We start from the raw sequence: 19446 nt of genomic DNA, 5'->3' as shown, positions 1-19446 counted from the left end.
ACAGGTACTGCTACACCACCCTGTTTACCTGGAAGCCATTTTGGCATTGACTTAACAACTCTTACAGCCTCTTTATCACAAGCAGCATCGAAACCACGTACTACAGTTACATCTGAGATTGCTCCTGTCTTTGATACTACGAATCGAACGATTACACGTCCTTGAACTCCGTTCTCCTGAGCAACTGTTGGGTACTTGATATTTTTTGACAAATACTTCATTAGCTCTTCAACTCCTCCAGGATAAGCTGGAGCTTGTTCAACCACTTCAAAAGGCTTTTCGGCCACTTCTTCTCCAACAATCACCTTGTGTTGCTCTAGTTCAGCAATATCCACTCCTAATTTTTCATCTGTTCCTTTTACATCGGCAACTGATATTTGTAATTTAGAAGTTTGTACTTCCTCTTGAGTTTTCATTTCGTCTTGATCCGTAACATCTTCATCTTTAGCAATTACGGGTGGAACAAACTGAATAGTTGATTTCAGAGGAGGTGGTGGAGGTGCTACCTCTTGTTTTATTATATTTTCTTCAGGAACTTGTTCCTCTATTGGTATATTAGAAAGTTCCACGGTCTCCTCCATCGGACCTAAGTTCTTTGCTGTTTTACTTTTCACAACACTATATATACGAGGTATAAGTGCAACTAGAATAGTACAAAGAATGATTATCAAGAATGCGGTAAAATGCCTTTTAGAAGAGCTCTGGCGCAAACGATATGCCCCATATTTTTTGTTCTTCTGTTCAAAGACCATGTCACACCATTCTTTGGAGTTTATATTGACATCTTTTAACATAGCATTTAATTTTAGAATAATTATTAATTTTGAGGAGCTAGATTCTCTGCACCAAAACCACCTTGGGTTTTTAGGTTCTCAATTAAGAAGTAATCTCCGTCAGTCATATCTACGATAGCATATTTACCAATACTGCAAATTTCCATTTCATCTAATGCATCAACTAGATTTTTGTAATTGGAATGCTCTGTAGGTTTAATTATTACAGTTAAAGCGTCTTTGTCTCCTTTAATTTTATTTCTGCGTTCTTTAAACTCGTCTTCAGACATACGACTTCCTTTTTCACGTTTTTCTGTCTTTAGTTCTCTCATTTCACGAACTGCATCTATATTACGTTCCAAAAGAATATCTCTTAAGCCTTCATTGGAGGTACTGGTAGAGAACGTGGTTTCTTTTAGCGTATTATAATCTGAATACGCTTCTTCGTCCAGTTTACCTAAGTAGTAATAAACTTTGTTATCTTCACCTAAGAGTAGAGTTATTGCCTTTGACTCTTTTACTTTAGGTGTCTGGGACTCATCCATTATTTGATCTGTAGGCATCGCTATATCCATCACTTGAGGTTTTGATAATGTACTACAAAGCATAAAGAATGTAATGAGCAACATGTTCATATCTACCATCGGTGTAAAGTCAACACGTAATGTTTGCTTTTGAGGCTTACCTTTCTTAGAACCTCCACCTTTACTGGTATCTATACTTGCCATATTCTTATTTTTTTATATTTATATTAAAAACCATCAGGTGCTCCTTTTAATACGGTAACCAAACTATAACGATTGGCTTTAATCTTAACCAAATCCTTCATTACCTTTTCTACAATAGGGTATGGAGTAGTTTGATCTGCTTTTAGCGTAATTTTCATATCAGAGTCAATGTCTCTTGCTATTTGAATCCAATCCGTTAATTGGTTACTTATACTGTCTGAAGGAATACCATACTGCCTCATATGAGCATCTTGATCGGACATCGGTAAGTCGAGTAATGCAGGTAACCTACTAATAGGTACTCCTATATAAGGCTGTTCTACAAATACCTTCTTTTGTTGATCACTGAATGTTACACCATACTGCTTTGACATTCTATCTAGTGCCTCAAGCTTTACTTCGGGTCTATCAATATTCAAATAAACTTTTCCTTTCAAGTCTATCAGTATATTCATCACATTATAATCTGGAACCTTGATATCTTTTACAGAAGCAGGAGCATTAATACCTGTTACTGGTTCTTTGGGTAAAAAGGTTGATGTTAACATGAAGAAAGTAAGCAAGAGAACAGTAACATCACTCATCGCTGTCATGTCAATGAATACATCATGTTTCTTTACTTTTGCCATAATCTTCTTTTTTTAGTTGAGGGAGAAAGGAATGAACCAACATCTCCCTATTAGAGAATTATTTTTAGATAAAAGTATTGGATAAAATTATTTTGTAATACCACCATGTGTTTTTACAAATGCTTGTCCAATAGCAAAGCCAACTTCATCTACAGCATCAGTAATAGATTGTACACGACCTGAGAAGTAAGTATAGGTAATGATAGCTACAGCACCCGTACCAATACCCATAGCTGTATTCATCAGTGCTTCAGAGATACCTACTGCAAGAGCTGTTGAATCTGGAGCTCCTTCATTACCCATAGCCGCAAACGAACGAATCATACCAAGTACTGTACCAAATAGTCCGAATAGAGTACCTAAACTTGAAATAGCTGCAATGATATTTAAGTTCTTTTCCAAGTATGGAAGTTCAAGAGTTGTAGCTTCGTCAATTTCTTTTTGAATAAGCCCAGCTTTTTCAACATTTGTCAAGTCGTCAATACTTTCTACATCTCTGTATCTTACTAAACCAGCTTTCAAAATATTCGCAACAGAACCTTTTTGTTCATCACAAAGTTTTTCTACACCTTCGATGTCGCCTTCTTCTAGTTTCTTATTTGCATTGATAACAAATTGAGCTACCTTACCTTTTCCACTTGCTCTACTCATCGCAAATAATCTTTCAACAGATAAAGTTAAAACAGTAAGTAAAAGAGTAATAACGATTGGGATTACATAACCACCTTGGTATAAAGTACCAAAAACATCGCCAGGAAGTGGATGACCTTTTTCATCGAAGTGACTTGCATCTCCACACACGTAAAAGAAGAATAAACCAGCTATAATAGCACATCCTAAAATAATCCAAGCAGCAGAAATACCGTTAGAATTAGATTTTCCTTTTTGTAGTTTTCTTGTTTTCATAATTTCAATAAATTAAATGTATATAATTGATTAATAGCTAAATAACTCTAAACAACAAGTTCAGAAACTAACTTATAAAATCTGTTTCATCCTCTGGAGGAAACAACTTGTATGTTACATTTAAGCTAAGGAAACCTTCTACCAAACAGTAGCTTCTTAAAAGAGCTAACTATCTCTAAATAGATTTTCTATGCTTCTTTTCACATACCTAGTATTATATATTATTGAAGACATGACATATGGGAGCTCACCTCTTTTTTTATATAATAGTTCACCAAGGGTTTAAGTGAACATCAGCTCGAGTATGTATGATTGTGGATAGACATAGATCCACAACTATAACATAAAGGAACTAATCTTTCTTATGACAAATATCTATTTGCAAAATCTTAGCGAGAAGAGATACATAATTCTTTTATGTTCAATCTATGATCTTCTTTAGGGTTCGGATTCTCATAAATATTTTCTCGTGTTGATATCACATCAGCAAATGTAATAAATAATATTTCTCACACAATTCACTCTCAAAATCAGGATCTCACTAGAAGAATTTACAATTCACATTAATTTACAAATAATCCTGTTTTTGCTAATTGAATACTTTTCTTGTACAATTTAAAAATGGAATAAAAGACCAATTCATTTGAGCGATTTTAGACATAACTTATATCCGAGAATATATATAAAATATAGATAAGAACCCCCTATAAGGCATTTTTAAAATAAAAACGGGTAAATTTTAAACATTAACCGATAAAAAATAAACCTGTTTTTTCTCGGTTAATTATTTTACAAACATAATCTGTTTTATTTTAATGCTCATTTTAAAATTCATAATTAGCAACAAAAAGGACTAATTACCCCTATAGGTAGCAACAATTTTTCATCACTCAAATTTCTCCTAGTTGTATGCGTATAAACTGTTAAAATTGATACCCTGTTTGATTGTTAATTTATGTATATATGCTCATTTCTTAATGATTGTTAAAATGAAAAATAAAGCACAATTGAAACACAAATGAAAAATGAAAAGGCAAATCTTACAGATAAGAGTGTGTTTATCAATCTGTTTTTTAGGAATAAAATCTAGTGCTTAGGCATCTATTCAAACAGAAACCACTCCTATTATCACTTTATAGCTCACGAATTCTCTTTTCAAGAAGATAGAATTTAGACTTCAAATCTGATGAGAAAAAGGATTATAGATAGAATCAAACTATTACTTTGACACCGACATGATGATACTCTGACACCGACATGACGATTACATGTCGGTGTCAGAATATATCTCAAACCCTTTCATTACTACATTTATTTAAAGACATACAGAGAATAGGATTTATTAGTCAGAACTGTACCTCAGATAATAGAAATGCGCAAAAAAAGGAGGATAATGAGTAATTTGATTCTTTTACTCATTATCCTCCTTCTAATAAAATATAGAATATTAGTGGATTCTAATCCTTATTTATTTCAACTGAAATTTGTGTTTTATAAAGTTTTCGATAAAATCAACCGTTCCATCTAATCCAAACAAAGAAGAATTGATGCATAAATCATAAGTCTTGGCAGCTCCCCATGTATTATAGCTATAATAGTTGTAGTACTGAGATCTACCTTTATCAGCCTTAATCATCATTTCTTCGGCTTCATCTTTTGATATATTGTGTCTTTGGCAAAGCCTATCTACTCGGTCATCATGAGGAGAAGAGATAAAGATACTCACGCAATTGGGATGATTTCTTAAAATATAATCAGCACACCGACCAACAAAAATACAAGAATGTTTCTCCGCCAACTCTCTAATCACATCACTCTGTATTTTAAAGAGAGCATCATTACTTAAAAAATTAGAAGGTACAACACCATCACCTATAAAAGGATAACGCATAGCAAAGAAAGAGCCCCAACGTGTTTGTGATGCTTTTTCATCAGCCTTTTCAAAAAACTCTTTACACAAGCCACTTTCTTGAGCAGCTATTTCAATAAGCTTTCTATCGTAAAACTCAAAATTTAAATGCTCGGATAGCTTTTGACCTATGTCTCGACCACCACTACCTAGTTCTCGACCAATGTTTATGATATAATTTTGTTTCATGGTATTTTGAATAGTATTAAAAAGATAACAATCTACCTTATCTACAAGTTCTTTTGTTACTTAAGTATTTAGATGTTTTTCAATGCATATTTATGAATCATACTTCACTATTCTCTGAACGTTTAAATAGCCTAAACTGGTACCACAGCAAAATAGCAGCTACCAGTGCAGCTATAAAGTCGGAAGCAGGCATACTAGCCCACACTCCCTCTACACCAAAGAACGTGGGTAAAAAGTACAAACAAGGTAATAAGAATAACAACTGTCGGGTAAGAGATAAGAAAATGGCCTTCTTTGCCAACCCTATACTCTGGAAAAAATTAGAAGTAACCATCTGAAACCCAACAACAGGAAATGCCACTGTAGTAATAGACAACCCCTTTGATGCAATATTGATTAACTCTTCGTCGGGAGTAAAAATAGAGACTACTAAATGAGGTGCAAACATACCAAGAGCAAAACCGATACAAGTCACTAAAGTAGCCCATTTGATCGTTAATTTCAAAATTTCGGTAACACGCCCATATTGCTTAGCACCATAGTTATATCCAGCTATAGGCTGCATACCTTGATTCAATCCCATTACAATCATCAAGAAGAAAAAGACAATACGATTAACTATTCCATAAGCTCCAATGTAGTAATCATCGCCATATTTACCTAGACTGTAGTTTATAAATAACACAATAAAACAAGCTGCAGCATTCATTAAAAAAGGAGACATTCCAATAGCAAGGATATCACGTACAATATATTTTTTAAGACGATAAGTTCCCTTCTTGAAATGGATTAAATTCTTCTTATCTGTAAAATAATGGGTTTGCCATAACAAAGCAATAAATTGAGCTGTTACTGTGGCTGTTGCAGCACCTCGAATACCCCAGCCAAAATAGAAAATGAAGATGGGTGCCAACACTATATTGATTAAAACAGTAAAGATAGTAGCAATCATAGCTTTACGAGGTTGCCCACTAGCCCTTAACACGGCATTCAGAGCAAAATAAGAATGAGAAAAAATATTTCCTATCAAAATAACCTCCATAAAGTCTCTAGCATAAGGCAAGGAAGCGTCACTAGCTCCAAAGACATAAAGAATAGGATCTAAGAAAATAAAGGAAATAATAGAAAAAGATATACCTATAATAAAATTAAGAGTTACCACATTTCCCAATACCTCTTGGGCAGTTTTATAATCTTGTTGCCCCAGTTTAACAGATATAAGAGTAGCAGAACCCAATCCTACCATAGCACCAAAAGCGGCAGCCAAGTTCATAAAGGGGAAAGTTATTGATAAACCTGTCATCGCTAAAACACCTACTCCATGACCGATAAAAATACTATCAATCATATTATAAAGAGCAGCTGCAGTCATTGCAATAATAGCTGGAATGGCATATTGTGCCATTAGCTTACTCATACTTTCGTTACCTAATGCTAGTGTTGCTTTATTTCCTTCCATATAAAAAGATTATAGCTTACAAAGCTAGTTTATTTGAAAGAGCGAACCAAACTTCAACTCTTTATTAGTGTTAATGTTGCTTATAGCTAAAGAGATAAATAAGTAGACTTTTTTACTAAAAAACAACAAAATTGAAGTCTATTAAGAAAACAGACTTTGACTATCAATATATAATGTAAAAAAACTTTCGTACTTTTGTAATTGATAATATAAGAAGAGTTAATACGAAATTAAAAATGAATATTTTAGAACTTAGTGAGCAGGAGATTATTAGACGTGAAAGTCTAACCGAACTCCGTGCGATGGGAATTGATCCATATCCAGCAGATGAGTTTAATGTAACTACATACTCTACTGATATTAAGGATAGTTTCAAGGACGATGCAGAGGAACCTCAAAGAGTAAGAATTGCAGGTAGAATGATGAGCCGTCGTGTTATGGGTAAAGCTTCTTTCATGGAATTGCAAGATTCTAAAGGACGTATCCAAGTATACATAACACGTGATGACATCTGTCCTGATGAGGATAAATCAATGTACAACACTGTATTCAAGAAACTTTTAGATCTTGGTGATTTTGTTGGTATTGAAGGTTTCGTCTTTCGCACAAAGATGGGCGAGATCAGTGTACATGCTGAAAAAATTACTATTCTATCAAAATCGATTAAACCTCTTCCAATTGTCAAACATAAAGATGGTGAAACTTACGACTCCTTCGATGACCCAGAAATGCGTTATAGAAGAAGATATGTTGACCTTGCTGTAAATGAAGGTATCAAAGACATCTTTATCAAACGTACCAAAATTTACAACTCTATGCGTGACTTCTTTAATACAAGAGGTTACATTGAAGTAGAGACTCCTGTTTTACAACCAATTCCTGGTGGTGCAGCAGCACGTCCATTTATCACACATCACAACGCTCTAGATATGCCTTTATATCTACGTATTGCCAATGAGCTTTACATTAAAAGACTTGTTGTTGGTGGGTTTGATGGTGTATATGAGTTCTCCAGAAACTTCCGTAATGAAGGTATGGACAGAACACATAATCCAGAATTTACAGTAATGGAAATCTATGTAGCTTACAAAGACTACAATTGGATGATGTGCTTCACTGAGCAAATGATTGAAAAAATCTGCTTAGATGTAAATGGTACTACAAAAGTAAAAGTAGGTGAAAACGAAATAGATTTTAAAGCTCCTTTCAAACGCATAACTATGTTGGATTCTATTAAAGAGTTTACAGGTTATGACTTAAATGGAAAATCAGAAGATGAAATCAGAGAAATCTGCAAGAAACTAAACCTTGAAATTGATGAAACAATGGGTAAGGGTAAGTTGATTGATGAAATCTTTGGTGAATTCTGTGAAGGTAACTACATCCAACCTACATTTATAACAGATTACCCTATTGAAATGTCACCATTGACAAAAAAACATAGAGATAATCCTGATTTAACTGAACGTTTCGAGTTGATGGCAAACGGTAAAGAGCTTTGTAACGCTTACTCAGAGCTAAATGACCCGATTGATCAGTTGGCTCGTTTCCAAGATCAGCTTAAATTGAGTGAGAAGGGAGATGATGAAGCCATGTTCATTGATATGGACTTTGTGAGAGCTCTAGAATATGGTATGCCTCCAACAGCAGGGATGGGTATAGGTATGGATCGTCTTGTTATGTTATTGACAGGTCAAGAATCTATTCAAGAAGTTCTTTTCTTCCCTCAAATGAGACCAGAGAAAAAAGAACAAAAAGATGCTGCCAATAAATATACAGAACTAGGTATTTCAGAAGATTGGGTTCCTGCAATTCAAAAAGCTGGATACAACCATGTTTCTGATTTGGCAGAAGTTAAGCCACAGAAATTACATCAAGATATTTGTGGTATTAACAAGAAATATAAATTGGACTTAACTAACCCTACGGTAAATGAAGTTACCGCATGGATTGAAAAATTAAACTAACAAACTATATAGAACGTGGGGAATGGACTTATCTTTAGGATTCATTCCTCACGTTTTTATGTCTATAAATATGGAAAAACTGGGTAGGATTGCAATAATCGGAGGAGGCAGCTGGGCTACAGCCATAGCAAAGATAGTTCTCAGCAAGAAAGACAAAATTAACTGGTATATGCATCGTGAAGATCGCATCATCGCATTTAAGGAAAAAGGCCATAATCCAGCATACCTAACTAACGTTAATTTTGATATTAACAAAATAAACTTCAGCAACGATATAAATAAAACGATCAATACTGCTGATACATTAATTTTTGTAACTCCATCTCCTTACCTTAAAGATGAATTAAAGGACTTGACAGTAAGTCTTGAAAATAAACTTATCGTTACAGCCATTAAAGGAATTATTCCAGGAAAAAATCTAATAGTCTCAGACTTTTTCAGTCAAGTATATCATGTATCACAACCCAACATCGCTGTTATTGGTGGTCCATGCCATGCAGAGGAGGTAGCTAAACATAAACTATCTTACTTAACGGTATCATGTACAGACTTAGAAAAAGCAAAATCTTTCTCAAACCTTCTTACAAATGATTATGTACGAGTAACTACAAGCAAAGATGTAGCTGGTGTAGAATATGGATCTGTTCTCAAAAATGTATATGCTATAGCAGCAGGTATTTATTACGGCTTAGGCTATGGTGATAACTTCCATGCAGTCTTACTTTCAAATTCCATTTTAGAAATGGATAAGTTTTTGAATAAAGTATATCCATTGAACAGAAACGTCTGCGAATCTGTTTATTTAGGAGACTTACTAGTTACAGGTTACTCTAAGTACAGTAGAAACAGAAGATTTGGTCATTCTATTGGTCAAGGGCACTCTGTAGAAGGAGCTCAAGCAGAAATGGGGATGGTAGCCGAAGGATATTACGGCACTAAATGTATTTATGAAATCAACCTCAAACAACAAGTAGATATGCCTATTTTGCAGGCTGTATATAAAGTGTTATATCAAAATGCTGACCCACGCTCTGAGATGAAGTTACTCACAAATAGATTAAAATAAGACTATTAAAATAAGAATATGATTAGTTTAGACATTAAGAAAACATTAGGATTTATATCCAATGATGCAATTGCTACTTATAAAGAACCAATTCATAAAGCTCAAGAAGCACTTGAAAATGGCTCAGGAAAAGGTAGTGATTTTTTAGGATGGTTACACTTAGCAAGCTCTACAACTCAAGAACATCTTGAGGATATAAAAGCAACTGCACAAGTACTAAAAGACAATTGCGATGTTGTAGTTGTTGCTGGTATTGGTGGTAGCTATTTAGGTGCACGTGCTGTAATTGAATCACTTTCAAACAGCTTCGATTTAAGACTTGAAAACAGAAAAAATCCTATCATACTTTATGCTGGACACAATATTTCTGAAGATTACCTATTTGAATTATTAGAATTCCTTAAAGAAAAGCGCTTTGGTATTATTAATATTTCAAAATCTGGTACAACTACAGAAACGGCTCTTGCTTTCCGCCTTCTCAAAAAACAATGTGAAGAGCAAAGAGGTAAAGCGATTGCTAAAAAAGTAATCGTTGCAATTACTGATGCAAATAAAGGAGCAGCACGTATTACTGCAGATAAAGAAGGATATAAATCTTTTATTATTCCTGATAATGTAGGGGGACGTTTCTCTGTTCTTACTCCTGTAGGTTTATTGCCTATTGCTGTTGCAGGCTTTGATATTGATCAATTAATTGCAGGTGCAGCAGAAATGGAAAAAGCTTGCGGACTAGATGTTCCTTTTGAGAAGAACCCTGCAGCTATCTATGCAGCAACAAGAAATGAACTATACAAACAAGGTAAGAAAATCGAAATCCTTGTAAACTTCACCCCTAAACTTCACTACGTAAGTGAATGGTGGAAGCAATTATATGGTGAATCTGAAGGAAAAGAAAACAAAGGTATTTACCCAGCTTCAGTTGACTTAACTACTGACTTACACTCTATGGGACAGTGGATTCAAGAAGGAGAAAGAAGTATTTTTGAAACTGTTATTTCTGTAGAAAAAGTAAATCACGAACTTAGAGTTCCTGAAGACAAAGAAAATCTTGATGGTCTAAACTACCTAGCAGGAAAACGAGTTGATGAGGTAAATAAAATGGCCGAACTGGGTACTCAACTAGCTCACGTGGATGGTGGTGTTCCTAATCTACGCATAGTTATGCCTAGTCTAAACGAACGTCATTTAGGTCAATTGATCTATTTCTTTGAAATAGCTTGTGGTATCAGTGGATATATTCTAGGTGTTAATCCATTTAACCAGCCAGGTGTTGAAGCATATAAGAGCAATATGTTTGCATTATTAAACAAGCCAGGCTACGAAGAACAATCAAAAGCTATTCAGGCTAAGCTGTAAAACCAGACATTTTGAGTATATTTAAGGCCAGCAATAAAAGCTGGCTTTATTTTTATAAAACAAACTTACTATTCAGTATGTATAAACAACAAATTATTAACTATTTAACCCAACACAAACAATCTAATCTAAAACTCAAAGCTGTACTTTTTGACATGGATGGTGTTCTCTTCGACTCTATGCCAAATCATGCAGAAGCATGGAATAAAGTTATGAAACGACATAACTTAGACATGAATAAAGAAGAGGTTTACATGAATGAAGGCAGAACAGGTAGAGGAACAATAAACCTTGTATGCCAACGTGAACATGGACGAGACGCAACGGATGAAGAGGTAACAAAGATCTATGAAGAAAAGAGTGATTTATTCAACTCTCTACCTACAGCAGAAAGGATGAAAGGAGCTTATAGCTTACTTCTAAAAGTAAAAAGTGAAGGGCTCATTCCAATGGTTGTTACAGGATCAGGACAACACTCATTACTAAAAAAATTAGAAAAGCATTTTCCAAATACTTTTAAAGAGGATTACATTATATCTGCGTACGATGTAAAACATGGTAAACCCGATCCTGAACCCTACTTAATGGCTCTTAAAAAGGCTAACATATCAGCAAATGAAGCTGTAGTAGTAGAAAATGCTCCACTAGGAGTTGAATCGGCTGTTAGAGCAGGAATATTAACTCTTGCTGTAAATACAGGTCCTCTGGATGACTCTATTTTGCTTGATGCAGGTGCAGATATCGTTTTCCCATCCATGCAAGCTCTAGCGGATAATTGGGACTTACTGCAGAACGATATCCTATATTGTTCTAAAAATTCAGGAAAGAAGAAAAAATAAAAGCAACTATCAATCTGTAGCAAGACTTTACTAATCTTTTAGTGAGGTCTTTTTTTTATGCTAAAAAGGAACCAATCAAGATAAAATATCTAAATACTCGATGTTAACGTTATGACTGAATAAAGTAGCTTAAAATGAGGCATAGGTATAAATTCTCACACTGATAACTTTTAAAAGACACATTAAGAGAGTTTTAATTATATAAAAAAAGAGTAGGAACTGTTCAGTAACTACTCTTCGTTTCTTTAAATAATAAGTACCTATTATTGATGTGACCCAGATGGGATTCAAACCCATGACCTTCAGAACCGGAATCTGACACTCTATTCAGCTAAGCTACTGGGCCATTTTACCTTACAAAAATAAAAAAAATATACTCATCATCCTAAAATATTAAGGAAATAAAACAAATGCCCAATTAATCAATTAGACACAAATAACTAATATATAATATCTATTTGAACAACATACAGGATATTAAGCAGACATATAGTTCTAAACAAAAGAATAATCCTTATATTTGCACTACAAATAAAAATCAAACATGAGCTATTTAATTAAACCAAAACGATACACCCCCATTCTCGATCTTAAACAAACTGAGCTGGGAATCAAACATATAAAAGACTTTTTTCAAGTCAATTTATCATCTGAATTAAGGCTAAGGAGAGTAACTGCTCCTCTTTTTGTTTTAAAAGGTATGGGTATCAACGATGATCTTAATGGTGTAGAACGACCTGTATCTTTTCCTATTAAAGACTTAAATGAAGCACAAGCAGAAGTTGTCCAATCTCTTGCTAAGTGGAAAAGGTTAACTCTAGCTGACTATAATATAGACCCAGGATATGGAATCTATACTGACATGAATGCCATACGTTCGGATGAAGAATTGGGTAATTTACATTCATTATATGTAGATCAATGGGACTGGGAAAGAGTGATTACTGAAGACGAACGTAATATAGACTTCCTCATTGAAATAATAAAGCGTATTTATGCTGCAATGGTAAGAACTGAATATATGGTTTACGAAAGTTATCCCCAAATAACTCCTTACCTCCCTGAAAAGCTATATATTATTCACGCAGAGGAATTAAGACAACTCTACCCTAACCTAACTCCCAAAGAAAGAGAAAATGCAATAACAGACAAATATGGTGCAGTTTTCATTATTGGAATAGGATGCTTATTAGCTGATGGAACCAAACACGATGGTAGAGCAGCAGACTATGATGATTATTCTACTATAGGCTACCATGGACTACCTGGACTTAACGGAGATTTATTGCTATGGGACAGAGTTTTAGACAGAGCTGTAGAGTTTTCGTCTATGGGGGTGCGGGTTGATAAAGCAACATTACTTAAGCAATTAAAAGAATCGGGTACTGAAGAAAAATTAGAATTGTACTTTCATAAGAGATTAGTAGAAGGTTCATTACCTTTGTCTATCGGAGGCGGTATCGGACAGTCTAGACTTTGTATGTTTTACTTGCGCAAAGCGCATATAGGAGAAATACAAGCTAGCATATGGCCTCGTGAAATGATAGAGGAATGTAAAAAAATGAACATACAATTAATCTAAAAATACAAATTAATATGGAAGTACGGATTGAGGAGAAATGGAAAGAAGTTCTAGAAGATGAGTTTAAGAAACCATACTTTGGAATGTTGACAGATTTTGTACGCAAAGAATATCAATACCATGGACCTATCTATCCTCCTGCAGCCCTAATTTTTAATGCTTTTGATTTATGCCCTTTTGATCAAGCTAAAGTAGTAATGATAGGGCAAGATCCCTATCACGGAGATGGACAAGCTAATGGTCTGTGTTTTTCAGTAAACCCAGATGTTCAAATTCCTCCTTCACTACGCAATATCTACAAAGAGATAGAGAATGATTTAGGAACAAAACCTCCCAGTAATGGAGATCTTAGCCATTGGGCCAAACAAGGTGTTTTAATGCTAAACGCTACACTAACAGTTAGAGCACATCAAGCAGGATCACACCAAAATAAAGGTTGGGAAGAGTTTACTGATGCTGCAATTCAAGCTCTAGCAACAGAAAGAGAAAACCTAGTATTTATTCTTTGGGGTTCGTATGCTCAACGTAAAGGAGCCTTTATTAATAGAAAAAAGCATCTAGTTCTTACTTCTCCTCACCCTTCACCTCTTTCCGCTCACAGAGGTTTTTTTGGCAACAATCATTTCAGCAAAACAAATGATTATTTAATTAAACATGGAAAAGCCCCCATTGAATGGTGAGCTTTCATAGTGCACAATGATAAATAAAAAACGGTTTAGTGAGTTACTAAACCGTTTTTTTATTTATCATTAATACCATTGTATATTGCTCTGAGTCTGACTTCGTTTATCCCACTTCAAGTCTTGAAGCATACTTGCATTGGCCCGAATCGTGAAGTTGTAATACTTCCATACACCAAATGGAGAAAAGCTTGCTGACATATTAAAACAGTGTAAGTCTCTTGAAATAGTACAAGAAGTTTGAGTTATCTTCTTTACATCAAAATCATATCCTGTATTGAAGTTAAAAGACCATTTATTAGATAATCTTAAGTTACCTGAAGCATTAATGTTATGCGTAAACTTATAAGGGTAACGCATCGTTTTATCATTAATCTTACGACTTCTATCTTCACGGATATTGAAAGAATAGTTTACATTAATAGACCAAGGCATACTGAATGCCTGATAACCATCTGAATCTACTTTTGGTTTCTGTTTCTTCTTCTCAGTAATAGAGCTTTTTCTTTTATGTTCTATATTTTCAGTTGCTGCGTCTGGATCATTTTCAGTATCTTCCCCTAAGTTCTCATCATCTTTACCAAACCATTTTTTCCAGCTATTATTATCGAATGTATAACTAAATGAAGAACCCCATCCTTGGAATCGGCCAAAGCGTCCATAGGACCATTCAGTTTTATTACCTACAACAACATTACCTCGCTCATCATACTCATAAGCATAAGTAGCGAAAGAAGTATTCATATTTAAAGTGTAATTCTTGGAAAGCTTCAATCGCATACGGAATGATAAATCACTCCAAGGCTTTTCTTCTGCGGCAGTATTATATGACATACTAGCTCCTAACTCATCAATCAAACTAACCTTTCTAATAGAGTCATTCTTATCCCGAAACTTCATTTCAAGATTATTTGATAAGTCAAAGCTAATATTTCCTTGTCTCCCACGACCAGGAACACCAAACATCTGACCTTCATAAGGAGAGTAGTATTGTTCTTTTCCCTCGTTATCAATATAGGTTTCGTAGTATCCATAACGAGAAGAACCAAAATCAGGAGCTGCACTAAAACTCACTTGAGGGGTAATCACGTGACGAATATCTATTTCTTTTTTCTTCATGAATAAGGGCTTATATCTACCATACAACTTTGTACTAATACCTAAACTTGCATTATAGTTGTACACACGATTAAACCCATGTATAGTATCAGTAGGTATCCATCTTCTATTTTCGTCATCGTATTCTCTATTCACTTTACGAGTGTACCAACGTTCTGTGTAGTTGAAAGAGGGTGTAATATTTAAATATTTAAATAGTGTAAATGTAGCACTGATAGGGATATTATGATTCATTGCATTCTCCCAGTCCTTAAACTTAGAAGAAAATATTTGATCATCTTTTGTCTTTAAACTATTACTTAATCTACCTGTATAGCTCAATGATATTTTCTCATACCATTTTTCTTCACCAACGGCTTTTTTTCGCTTAAATGGGAATATTCTACTTAAGCTAATATTTAAGTCGGGCAGAGTAATGGCTACGGATGAATCTCGTGTTGTCTGAGCTATATTGAAAGTACTAGAAAGAGTTAACTTCTGGTCGGGAAATGAACGAGTATAACTCACACTAGAAGTTTTGGTATTTTGAGTTAATAACTGAGAGTTGTATAAGTTATTAATATTAGACTTTTCGTAACTACTGGTTGCAAAGTTTACACTTGCTGAAAAAGAGCTATTCGGATTTGCTTTAGGATCTTGTCGATGGGACCATACCACCTTAAAATCTTTTGCCTCCATATAATCATCTAACCCTTTATCACCAGTTTTAGTTATCTGATAATCTGCCATTAATGAGCCTGAATATTTATATCTCTTATTATAATTTGTTTCAACACCCAATGCCCATGACCCTTTTGTAAATATATCAGCAGTAAGCTTCAAATCCATTATATCACTTATTGCGAAGTAATAACCACCACCAGTCAAACCAAATCCTCGGCTGTAATCATCCATATAGGTCGGTAAGATAAAACCTGAAGAATAGCTACTTGAAAAGGGGAAAAAGAAGAAAGGAACAGCAATGGGTAACGGAACATCTTCTACTACTAAATAAGCAGGACCTGTTACTACATTTTTCTTAGGACGTACTTTTGCACGAGTAAGCTGCATGTAAAAGTGAGGATGATCATGGTGATCACAAGTGGTGTATCTACCATTTTGCATAAAGAACTCATCTCCTTGACCCTTTTTTGCCTGATTACTTGTGATATACCCTTCTCCTTGCTGAGTTACAATATTACTAATAAACCCTTTTTGTGATTTGAAGTTATAACGAATACCCTTGGTATCATAACTGGTTTCTCCATCCTTAAATACAGTATTTGCTTGAACACCTAAGGTGTCTACAAGCCCACGTGCATAAACAGTACTACTATCCATATTCATAGTAATAATATCTGCATCTAGTTCTATTTTTTCATAGTTTACTTTAGCACTACCAAATAAATGGGCAATTCCACCCATCTCGTAAACTATGGAGTCTGAAGCCTCAAACACAACTGGAGCATTAATCGGTTCTTTCTTTTTAGGCTTGATACTATCAATAGATAAAGAGTCTTTAGCTATTGAGTCGGTAGTAGTAGATAGAGAGTCTGCACCCAAAGAATCTTTTAAAATTAACTCCTTAGATGTAGATTGAGATATATCTGAGTTTCCCTTTCGTCCTTGAGCCATTAAAAATATGGGCAAGAACAAAAAGAGAGTTACAAATGCGAATATTAAAAACTTAGCTTTTAGTGGCTTCATTGGCCTACAAAATTACACTTTAAATGGCAAAAGTACATATTCCTGAGTAATTAACTTTGTTAAACTCCTTTTTTAATCTTTTTTTGTAAGCTAAAGGAACAAATCACACCAGTGATTAAACTTTGCGACCCCTTTTTCTCCAAATTTGACTAGGCTATTCCGTGCTTCTTCAATGGTTTTCACCTTATCTAAATGTGTCTTTGAGAAAAACTTATCGGCAAAACAGATGACTTGCTCTTCTATACTTATAGGTTGCATATCACGGTGTGGTATTGGTAAATTTTCCTTCATTATATTATCAAGACTCAAACCTGTTCCTGTATGTCTTTCACATACTAAAGCGTGTCTTTCGAAGCCTTCCTCACGAAGCATATCAGCACCCAAGTACCCATGAGCAATATAAGGAAGTTCTCCATGGCAATATATATCTGGAGCATTCGTTTTAAATATACCTACATCATGCAGCATTCCTGCTTCATAGATAAAACGTTCATCAATATTTAATTCTGGGTGTTTTTTGGCTATTTCTAAAGCTTTATCGGTTACAGATTTACTATGGACTAGTAATACTCCCCTTAGCTTCTCCGAACCAGTATAGTATTTATCAATAATTGTATAGGGATCTAACATAAAAATCATACGATATCAATTATCTTTAAAGTTATCTTTTTTTTCACAACTCTCCATTTTATCTTCGTATTATTTTCTCTTCAACTCTTTCTTCCTTCGATGAACTTCTAGTTGATACGAGTTAAATCCATTTTGCAGAAAGATATAGGCTCCCGGTCCAATAGTAACTAGTGGGTTCAAATAAGTATATGCCATCCAAATTGCTAATATGGTATTCTTCTGACCTAATGATTGTCCACAAGCGATCCGTTCATCGGAAGTTTTACCTAGTTTTTTCCCTATATAGAATTGAGCAAAACAAACAAATAGTGCCATCAAAGCAATACCTACTAATAATTGCCAACTTATAGAGTAGTTTTTCAATGCCTCTATCGTTTTAGCTATGGCTATGGAGAGAGAGACTGCCCACATATAGAATGCAAATTCAGTCTTGTTTACTAAGAAATAATGTAGCTTATGAAACTTCTTTTGAATGACCCAAGCCGCAAGAAAAGGACCAAATAGAAGAGGAAATATCTTATAAAAAATCAAGAGTGCACCATCAACAAAAGAAAGAGCTGTAGAGCCTTGAACCAAAGAGAATAGCAGAGGTATAGCAAATGCAGCCGCAGTGTTACTAAGCAATGTATAAGCAGTTACACTATTCATATTGCCATCCAGTTTATTCGTTATAACAGCAGCAGCAGTAGCTGTGGGACACACAAAGCAGACCATACCGACTTCTGCAATAATCACATTAAGAGGAGCAAGAAGATAATAAATACCTAGGGCTCCAAATAATTGAACAAAAAGCATAAAGATGTGATGCCACTTTATTTTTATTTCTTTTACTGGAACTTTTGAAAAAGTGAGCAGCAACATAAAAAAGACAAGAAATGGTACTGTAAACTCTAGTGCTAAAAATATAGGGTAACCGATTATGCCCAAAAACATAGCAATAGGCAAAGTCCAGTTCTTTAAATATGTCAACATATAGATTCTCATTTGGACGAACAATATTAGATAATAATAAAGTATAAACCTTATATTTGCTATGCTTTTTATTTAAAATTAATTCAAAATGAAAGAAAACAAGTTAGCAAAATGCTATACTTCCCGCTGGAAAAGATTCAGCAATAAAGGGTTCTCTGTTTTCTCTAGTTTAAAGAAAGAAGTAAATATTGGTGTACTAGCTTTTGCTACATTAACATTTGCTAATGCTGAGCTGATGCAAGCTCAGACACAATCTTCTGAAAAACTAAGGAAGTACGAGCTCGAAGAAGTGGAAGTCACTGGCAGTCGTGTACCACTCACACAAGCTGAGTCTGCACGTATGGTAACTGTCCTCTCTAAGCCAGAAATTGAGGCTGCGGCAGTACATAGTATTAATGATCTACTCAAATATGCAGTAGGTGTCGATGTTCGTCAAAGAGGCGAATTCGGTATCCAAACTGACATTTCTATCCGAGGAGGTACTTTCGACCAAATCACAATTCTCCTTAATGGTATCAACATCAGCAATCCTCAAACTGGGCACCTTACTACAGATTTTCCAGTATCCATGAATGACATAGAACGAATAGAAGTCCTTGAAGGACCCGCTGCTCGTGTATTTGGAACTTCAGCATTCAATGGAGCCATTAATATAGTAACCAAGAACGACTCTAAAAGTCATATTGGAGGAGATATTCTAGCAGGAGCATACGGACTATTTGGTGCTGGTATGCAAGGAAACTACTCTAATAAACAATTTAGTCATCAAGTATCTGGCAGTTTCCGCCGTACAGATGGAGCTACTACCAATAGCGATTTTCAAACGGGAAAAGCCTATTATCATGGGGTTTATACATCGGATGATATTGATGTAAATTGGCAGTTTGGATTCAGTGATCAACAGTATGGTGCAAATACTTTCTACTCTGCCAAGTACAACAATCAATATGAAAAGA

The 19446-nt window shown here is 34.7% G+C and carries 16 protein-coding genes and 1 tRNA gene; 7 read left to right on the top strand and 10 right to left on the bottom strand.

All coding sequences use genetic code 11. The annotated features are described in order from the left end of the window. The 6 genes from K8V80_RS08265 to K8V80_RS08240 all read right to left on the bottom strand — a co-directional run. The coding region (locus K8V80_RS08265; protein WP_276776933.1) for an energy transducer TonB at positions 1-794 on the bottom strand (794 nt) is incomplete at its 3' end. Between the two features lie 23 nt (positions 795-817). Continuing rightward, entirely contained in the window at positions 818-1501 is a 684-nt protein-coding gene (locus K8V80_RS08260; RefSeq protein WP_276776931.1) for an ExbD/TolR family protein, read from the bottom strand. Positions 1502-1524: 23 nt separating this feature from the next. Further along, positions 1525-2130, bottom strand: a complete 606-nt coding sequence (locus K8V80_RS08255; protein WP_006745752.1) for a biopolymer transporter ExbD — start codon at positions 2128-2130, stop codon at positions 1525-1527. 87 nt (positions 2131-2217) lie between these two features. Next, a complete protein-coding gene (locus K8V80_RS08250) occupies positions 2218-3036 on the bottom strand; it encodes a MotA/TolQ/ExbB proton channel family protein (RefSeq protein WP_276776929.1) in 819 nt (272 codons plus the stop codon). Positions 3037-4504: 1468 nt separating this feature from the next. Continuing rightward, positions 4505-5134, bottom strand: coding sequence for an AAA family ATPase (locus tag K8V80_RS08245; RefSeq protein WP_006745754.1), 630 nt, complete (start codon positions 5132-5134; stop codon positions 4505-4507). Between the two features lie 97 nt (positions 5135-5231). Then, positions 5232-6593: an MATE family efflux transporter gene (locus tag K8V80_RS08240; RefSeq protein WP_276776926.1), complete on the bottom strand. Its 1362-nt coding sequence runs from the start codon at positions 6591-6593 to the stop codon at positions 5232-5234. 236 nt (positions 6594-6829) lie between these two features. Here K8V80_RS08240 and lysS point away from each other — a divergent pair, with 236 nt between their 5' ends. From lysS to K8V80_RS08220, 4 genes are all read left to right on the top strand, one after another. Further along, positions 6830-8560 carry a lysine--tRNA ligase gene (gene lysS / locus K8V80_RS08235; RefSeq protein WP_006745756.1) on the top strand — a complete coding sequence of 577 codons (1731 nt, stop codon included), beginning with the start codon at positions 6830-6832 and terminating at the stop codon, positions 8558-8560. Between the two features lie 70 nt (positions 8561-8630). Beyond that, the gene (locus tag K8V80_RS08230) at positions 8631-9626 is read left to right on the top strand and encodes an NAD(P)H-dependent glycerol-3-phosphate dehydrogenase (RefSeq protein WP_040310468.1); all 996 of its coding nucleotides are present in this window, start codon (positions 8631-8633) and stop codon (positions 9624-9626) included. An 18-nt stretch (positions 9627-9644) separates the two neighbouring features. After that, the gene (locus K8V80_RS08225; RefSeq protein WP_276776924.1) at positions 9645-10982 is read left to right on the top strand and encodes a glucose-6-phosphate isomerase; all 1338 of its coding nucleotides are present in this window, start codon (positions 9645-9647) and stop codon (positions 10980-10982) included. 77 nt (positions 10983-11059) lie between these two features. Beyond that, positions 11060-11821 carry an HAD-IA family hydrolase gene (locus tag K8V80_RS08220; protein WP_006745759.1) on the top strand — a complete coding sequence of 254 codons (762 nt, stop codon included), beginning with the start codon at positions 11060-11062 and terminating at the stop codon, positions 11819-11821. 272 nt (positions 11822-12093) lie between these two features. On the opposite strand, the gene K8V80_RS08215 is transcribed toward K8V80_RS08220, so the two are convergent. Beyond that, positions 12094-12167 (bottom strand) — tRNA-Arg (locus K8V80_RS08215). A gap of 198 nt (positions 12168-12365) precedes the next feature. On the opposite strand from K8V80_RS08215, the gene asnA reads away from it, so the two are divergent. Continuing rightward, positions 12366-13403 (top strand): aspartate--ammonia ligase, encoded by a 1038-nt coding sequence (asnA, locus tag K8V80_RS08210; RefSeq protein ID WP_276776920.1) that lies wholly within the window; start codon positions 12366-12368, stop codon positions 13401-13403. Positions 13404-13417: 14 nt separating this feature from the next. After that, the gene (gene ung / locus K8V80_RS08205) at positions 13418-14083 is read left to right on the top strand and encodes a uracil-DNA glycosylase (protein WP_006745761.1); all 666 of its coding nucleotides are present in this window, start codon (positions 13418-13420) and stop codon (positions 14081-14083) included. A 69-nt stretch (positions 14084-14152) separates the two neighbouring features. Here the strand turns inward: ung and K8V80_RS08200 are convergent, their stop codons facing one another. The 3 genes from K8V80_RS08200 to K8V80_RS08190 form a co-directional block, all read right to left on the bottom strand. After that, entirely contained in the window at positions 14153-16888 is a 2736-nt protein-coding gene (locus K8V80_RS08200) for a putative LPS assembly protein LptD (RefSeq protein WP_276776915.1), read from the bottom strand. Between the two features lie 90 nt (positions 16889-16978). Then, positions 16979-17527 carry an HD domain-containing protein gene (locus tag K8V80_RS08195; protein ID WP_006745763.1) on the bottom strand — a complete coding sequence of 183 codons (549 nt, stop codon included), beginning with the start codon at positions 17525-17527 and terminating at the stop codon, positions 16979-16981. Between the two features lie 60 nt (positions 17528-17587). Then, positions 17588-18490 (bottom strand): bile acid:sodium symporter family protein, encoded by a 903-nt coding sequence (locus K8V80_RS08190; protein WP_276776912.1) that lies wholly within the window; start codon positions 18488-18490, stop codon positions 17588-17590. Positions 18491-18578: 88 nt separating this feature from the next. Here K8V80_RS08190 and K8V80_RS08185 point away from each other — a divergent pair. Further along, positions 18579-19446 (top strand): TonB-dependent receptor (locus tag K8V80_RS08185; RefSeq protein WP_276776910.1); only part of this gene is annotated, 868 nt, incomplete at its 3' end.

Source organism: Bacteroides coprosuis (assembly GCF_020741705.1).
Classification (GTDB): Bacteria; Bacteroidota; Bacteroidia; order Bacteroidales; family Bacteroidaceae; genus Bacteroides_E; species Bacteroides_E coprosuis.
This window is presented reverse-complemented; position numbering and strand designations above follow the sequence as displayed.

Coding starts and splice junctions, on each gene's coding strand:
- K8V80_RS08260 (WP_276776931.1), bottom strand. CDS start 1,501: ATGGCAAGTATAGATACCAGTAAAGGTGGAGGTTCTAAGAAAGGTAAG.
- K8V80_RS08255 (WP_006745752.1), bottom strand. CDS start 2,130: ATGGCAAAAGTAAAGAAACATGATGTATTCATTGACATGACAGCGATG.
- K8V80_RS08250 (WP_276776929.1), bottom strand. CDS start 3,036: ATGAAAACAAGAAAACTACAAAAAGGAAAATCTAATTCTAACGGTATT.
- K8V80_RS08245 (WP_006745754.1), bottom strand. CDS start 5,134: ATGAAACAAAATTATATCATAAACATTGGTCGAGAACTAGGTAGTGGT.
- K8V80_RS08240 (WP_276776926.1), bottom strand. CDS start 6,593: ATGGAAGGAAATAAAGCAACACTAGCATTAGGTAACGAAAGTATGAGT.
- lysS (WP_006745756.1), top strand. CDS start 6,830: ATGAATATTTTAGAACTTAGTGAGCAGGAGATTATTAGACGTGAAAGT.
- K8V80_RS08230 (WP_040310468.1), top strand. CDS start 8,631: ATGGAAAAACTGGGTAGGATTGCAATAATCGGAGGAGGCAGCTGGGCT.
- K8V80_RS08225 (WP_276776924.1), top strand. CDS start 9,645: ATGATTAGTTTAGACATTAAGAAAACATTAGGATTTATATCCAATGAT.
- K8V80_RS08220 (WP_006745759.1), top strand. CDS start 11,060: ATGTATAAACAACAAATTATTAACTATTTAACCCAACACAAACAATCT.
- asnA (WP_276776920.1), top strand. CDS start 12,366: ATGAGCTATTTAATTAAACCAAAACGATACACCCCCATTCTCGATCTT.
- ung (WP_006745761.1), top strand. CDS start 13,418: ATGGAAGTACGGATTGAGGAGAAATGGAAAGAAGTTCTAGAAGATGAG.
- K8V80_RS08200 (WP_276776915.1), bottom strand. CDS start 16,888: ATGAAGCCACTAAAAGCTAAGTTTTTAATATTCGCATTTGTAACTCTC.
- K8V80_RS08195 (WP_006745763.1), bottom strand. CDS start 17,527: ATGATTTTTATGTTAGATCCCTATACAATTATTGATAAATACTATACT.
- K8V80_RS08190 (WP_276776912.1), bottom strand. CDS start 18,490: ATGTTGACATATTTAAAGAACTGGACTTTGCCTATTGCTATGTTTTTG.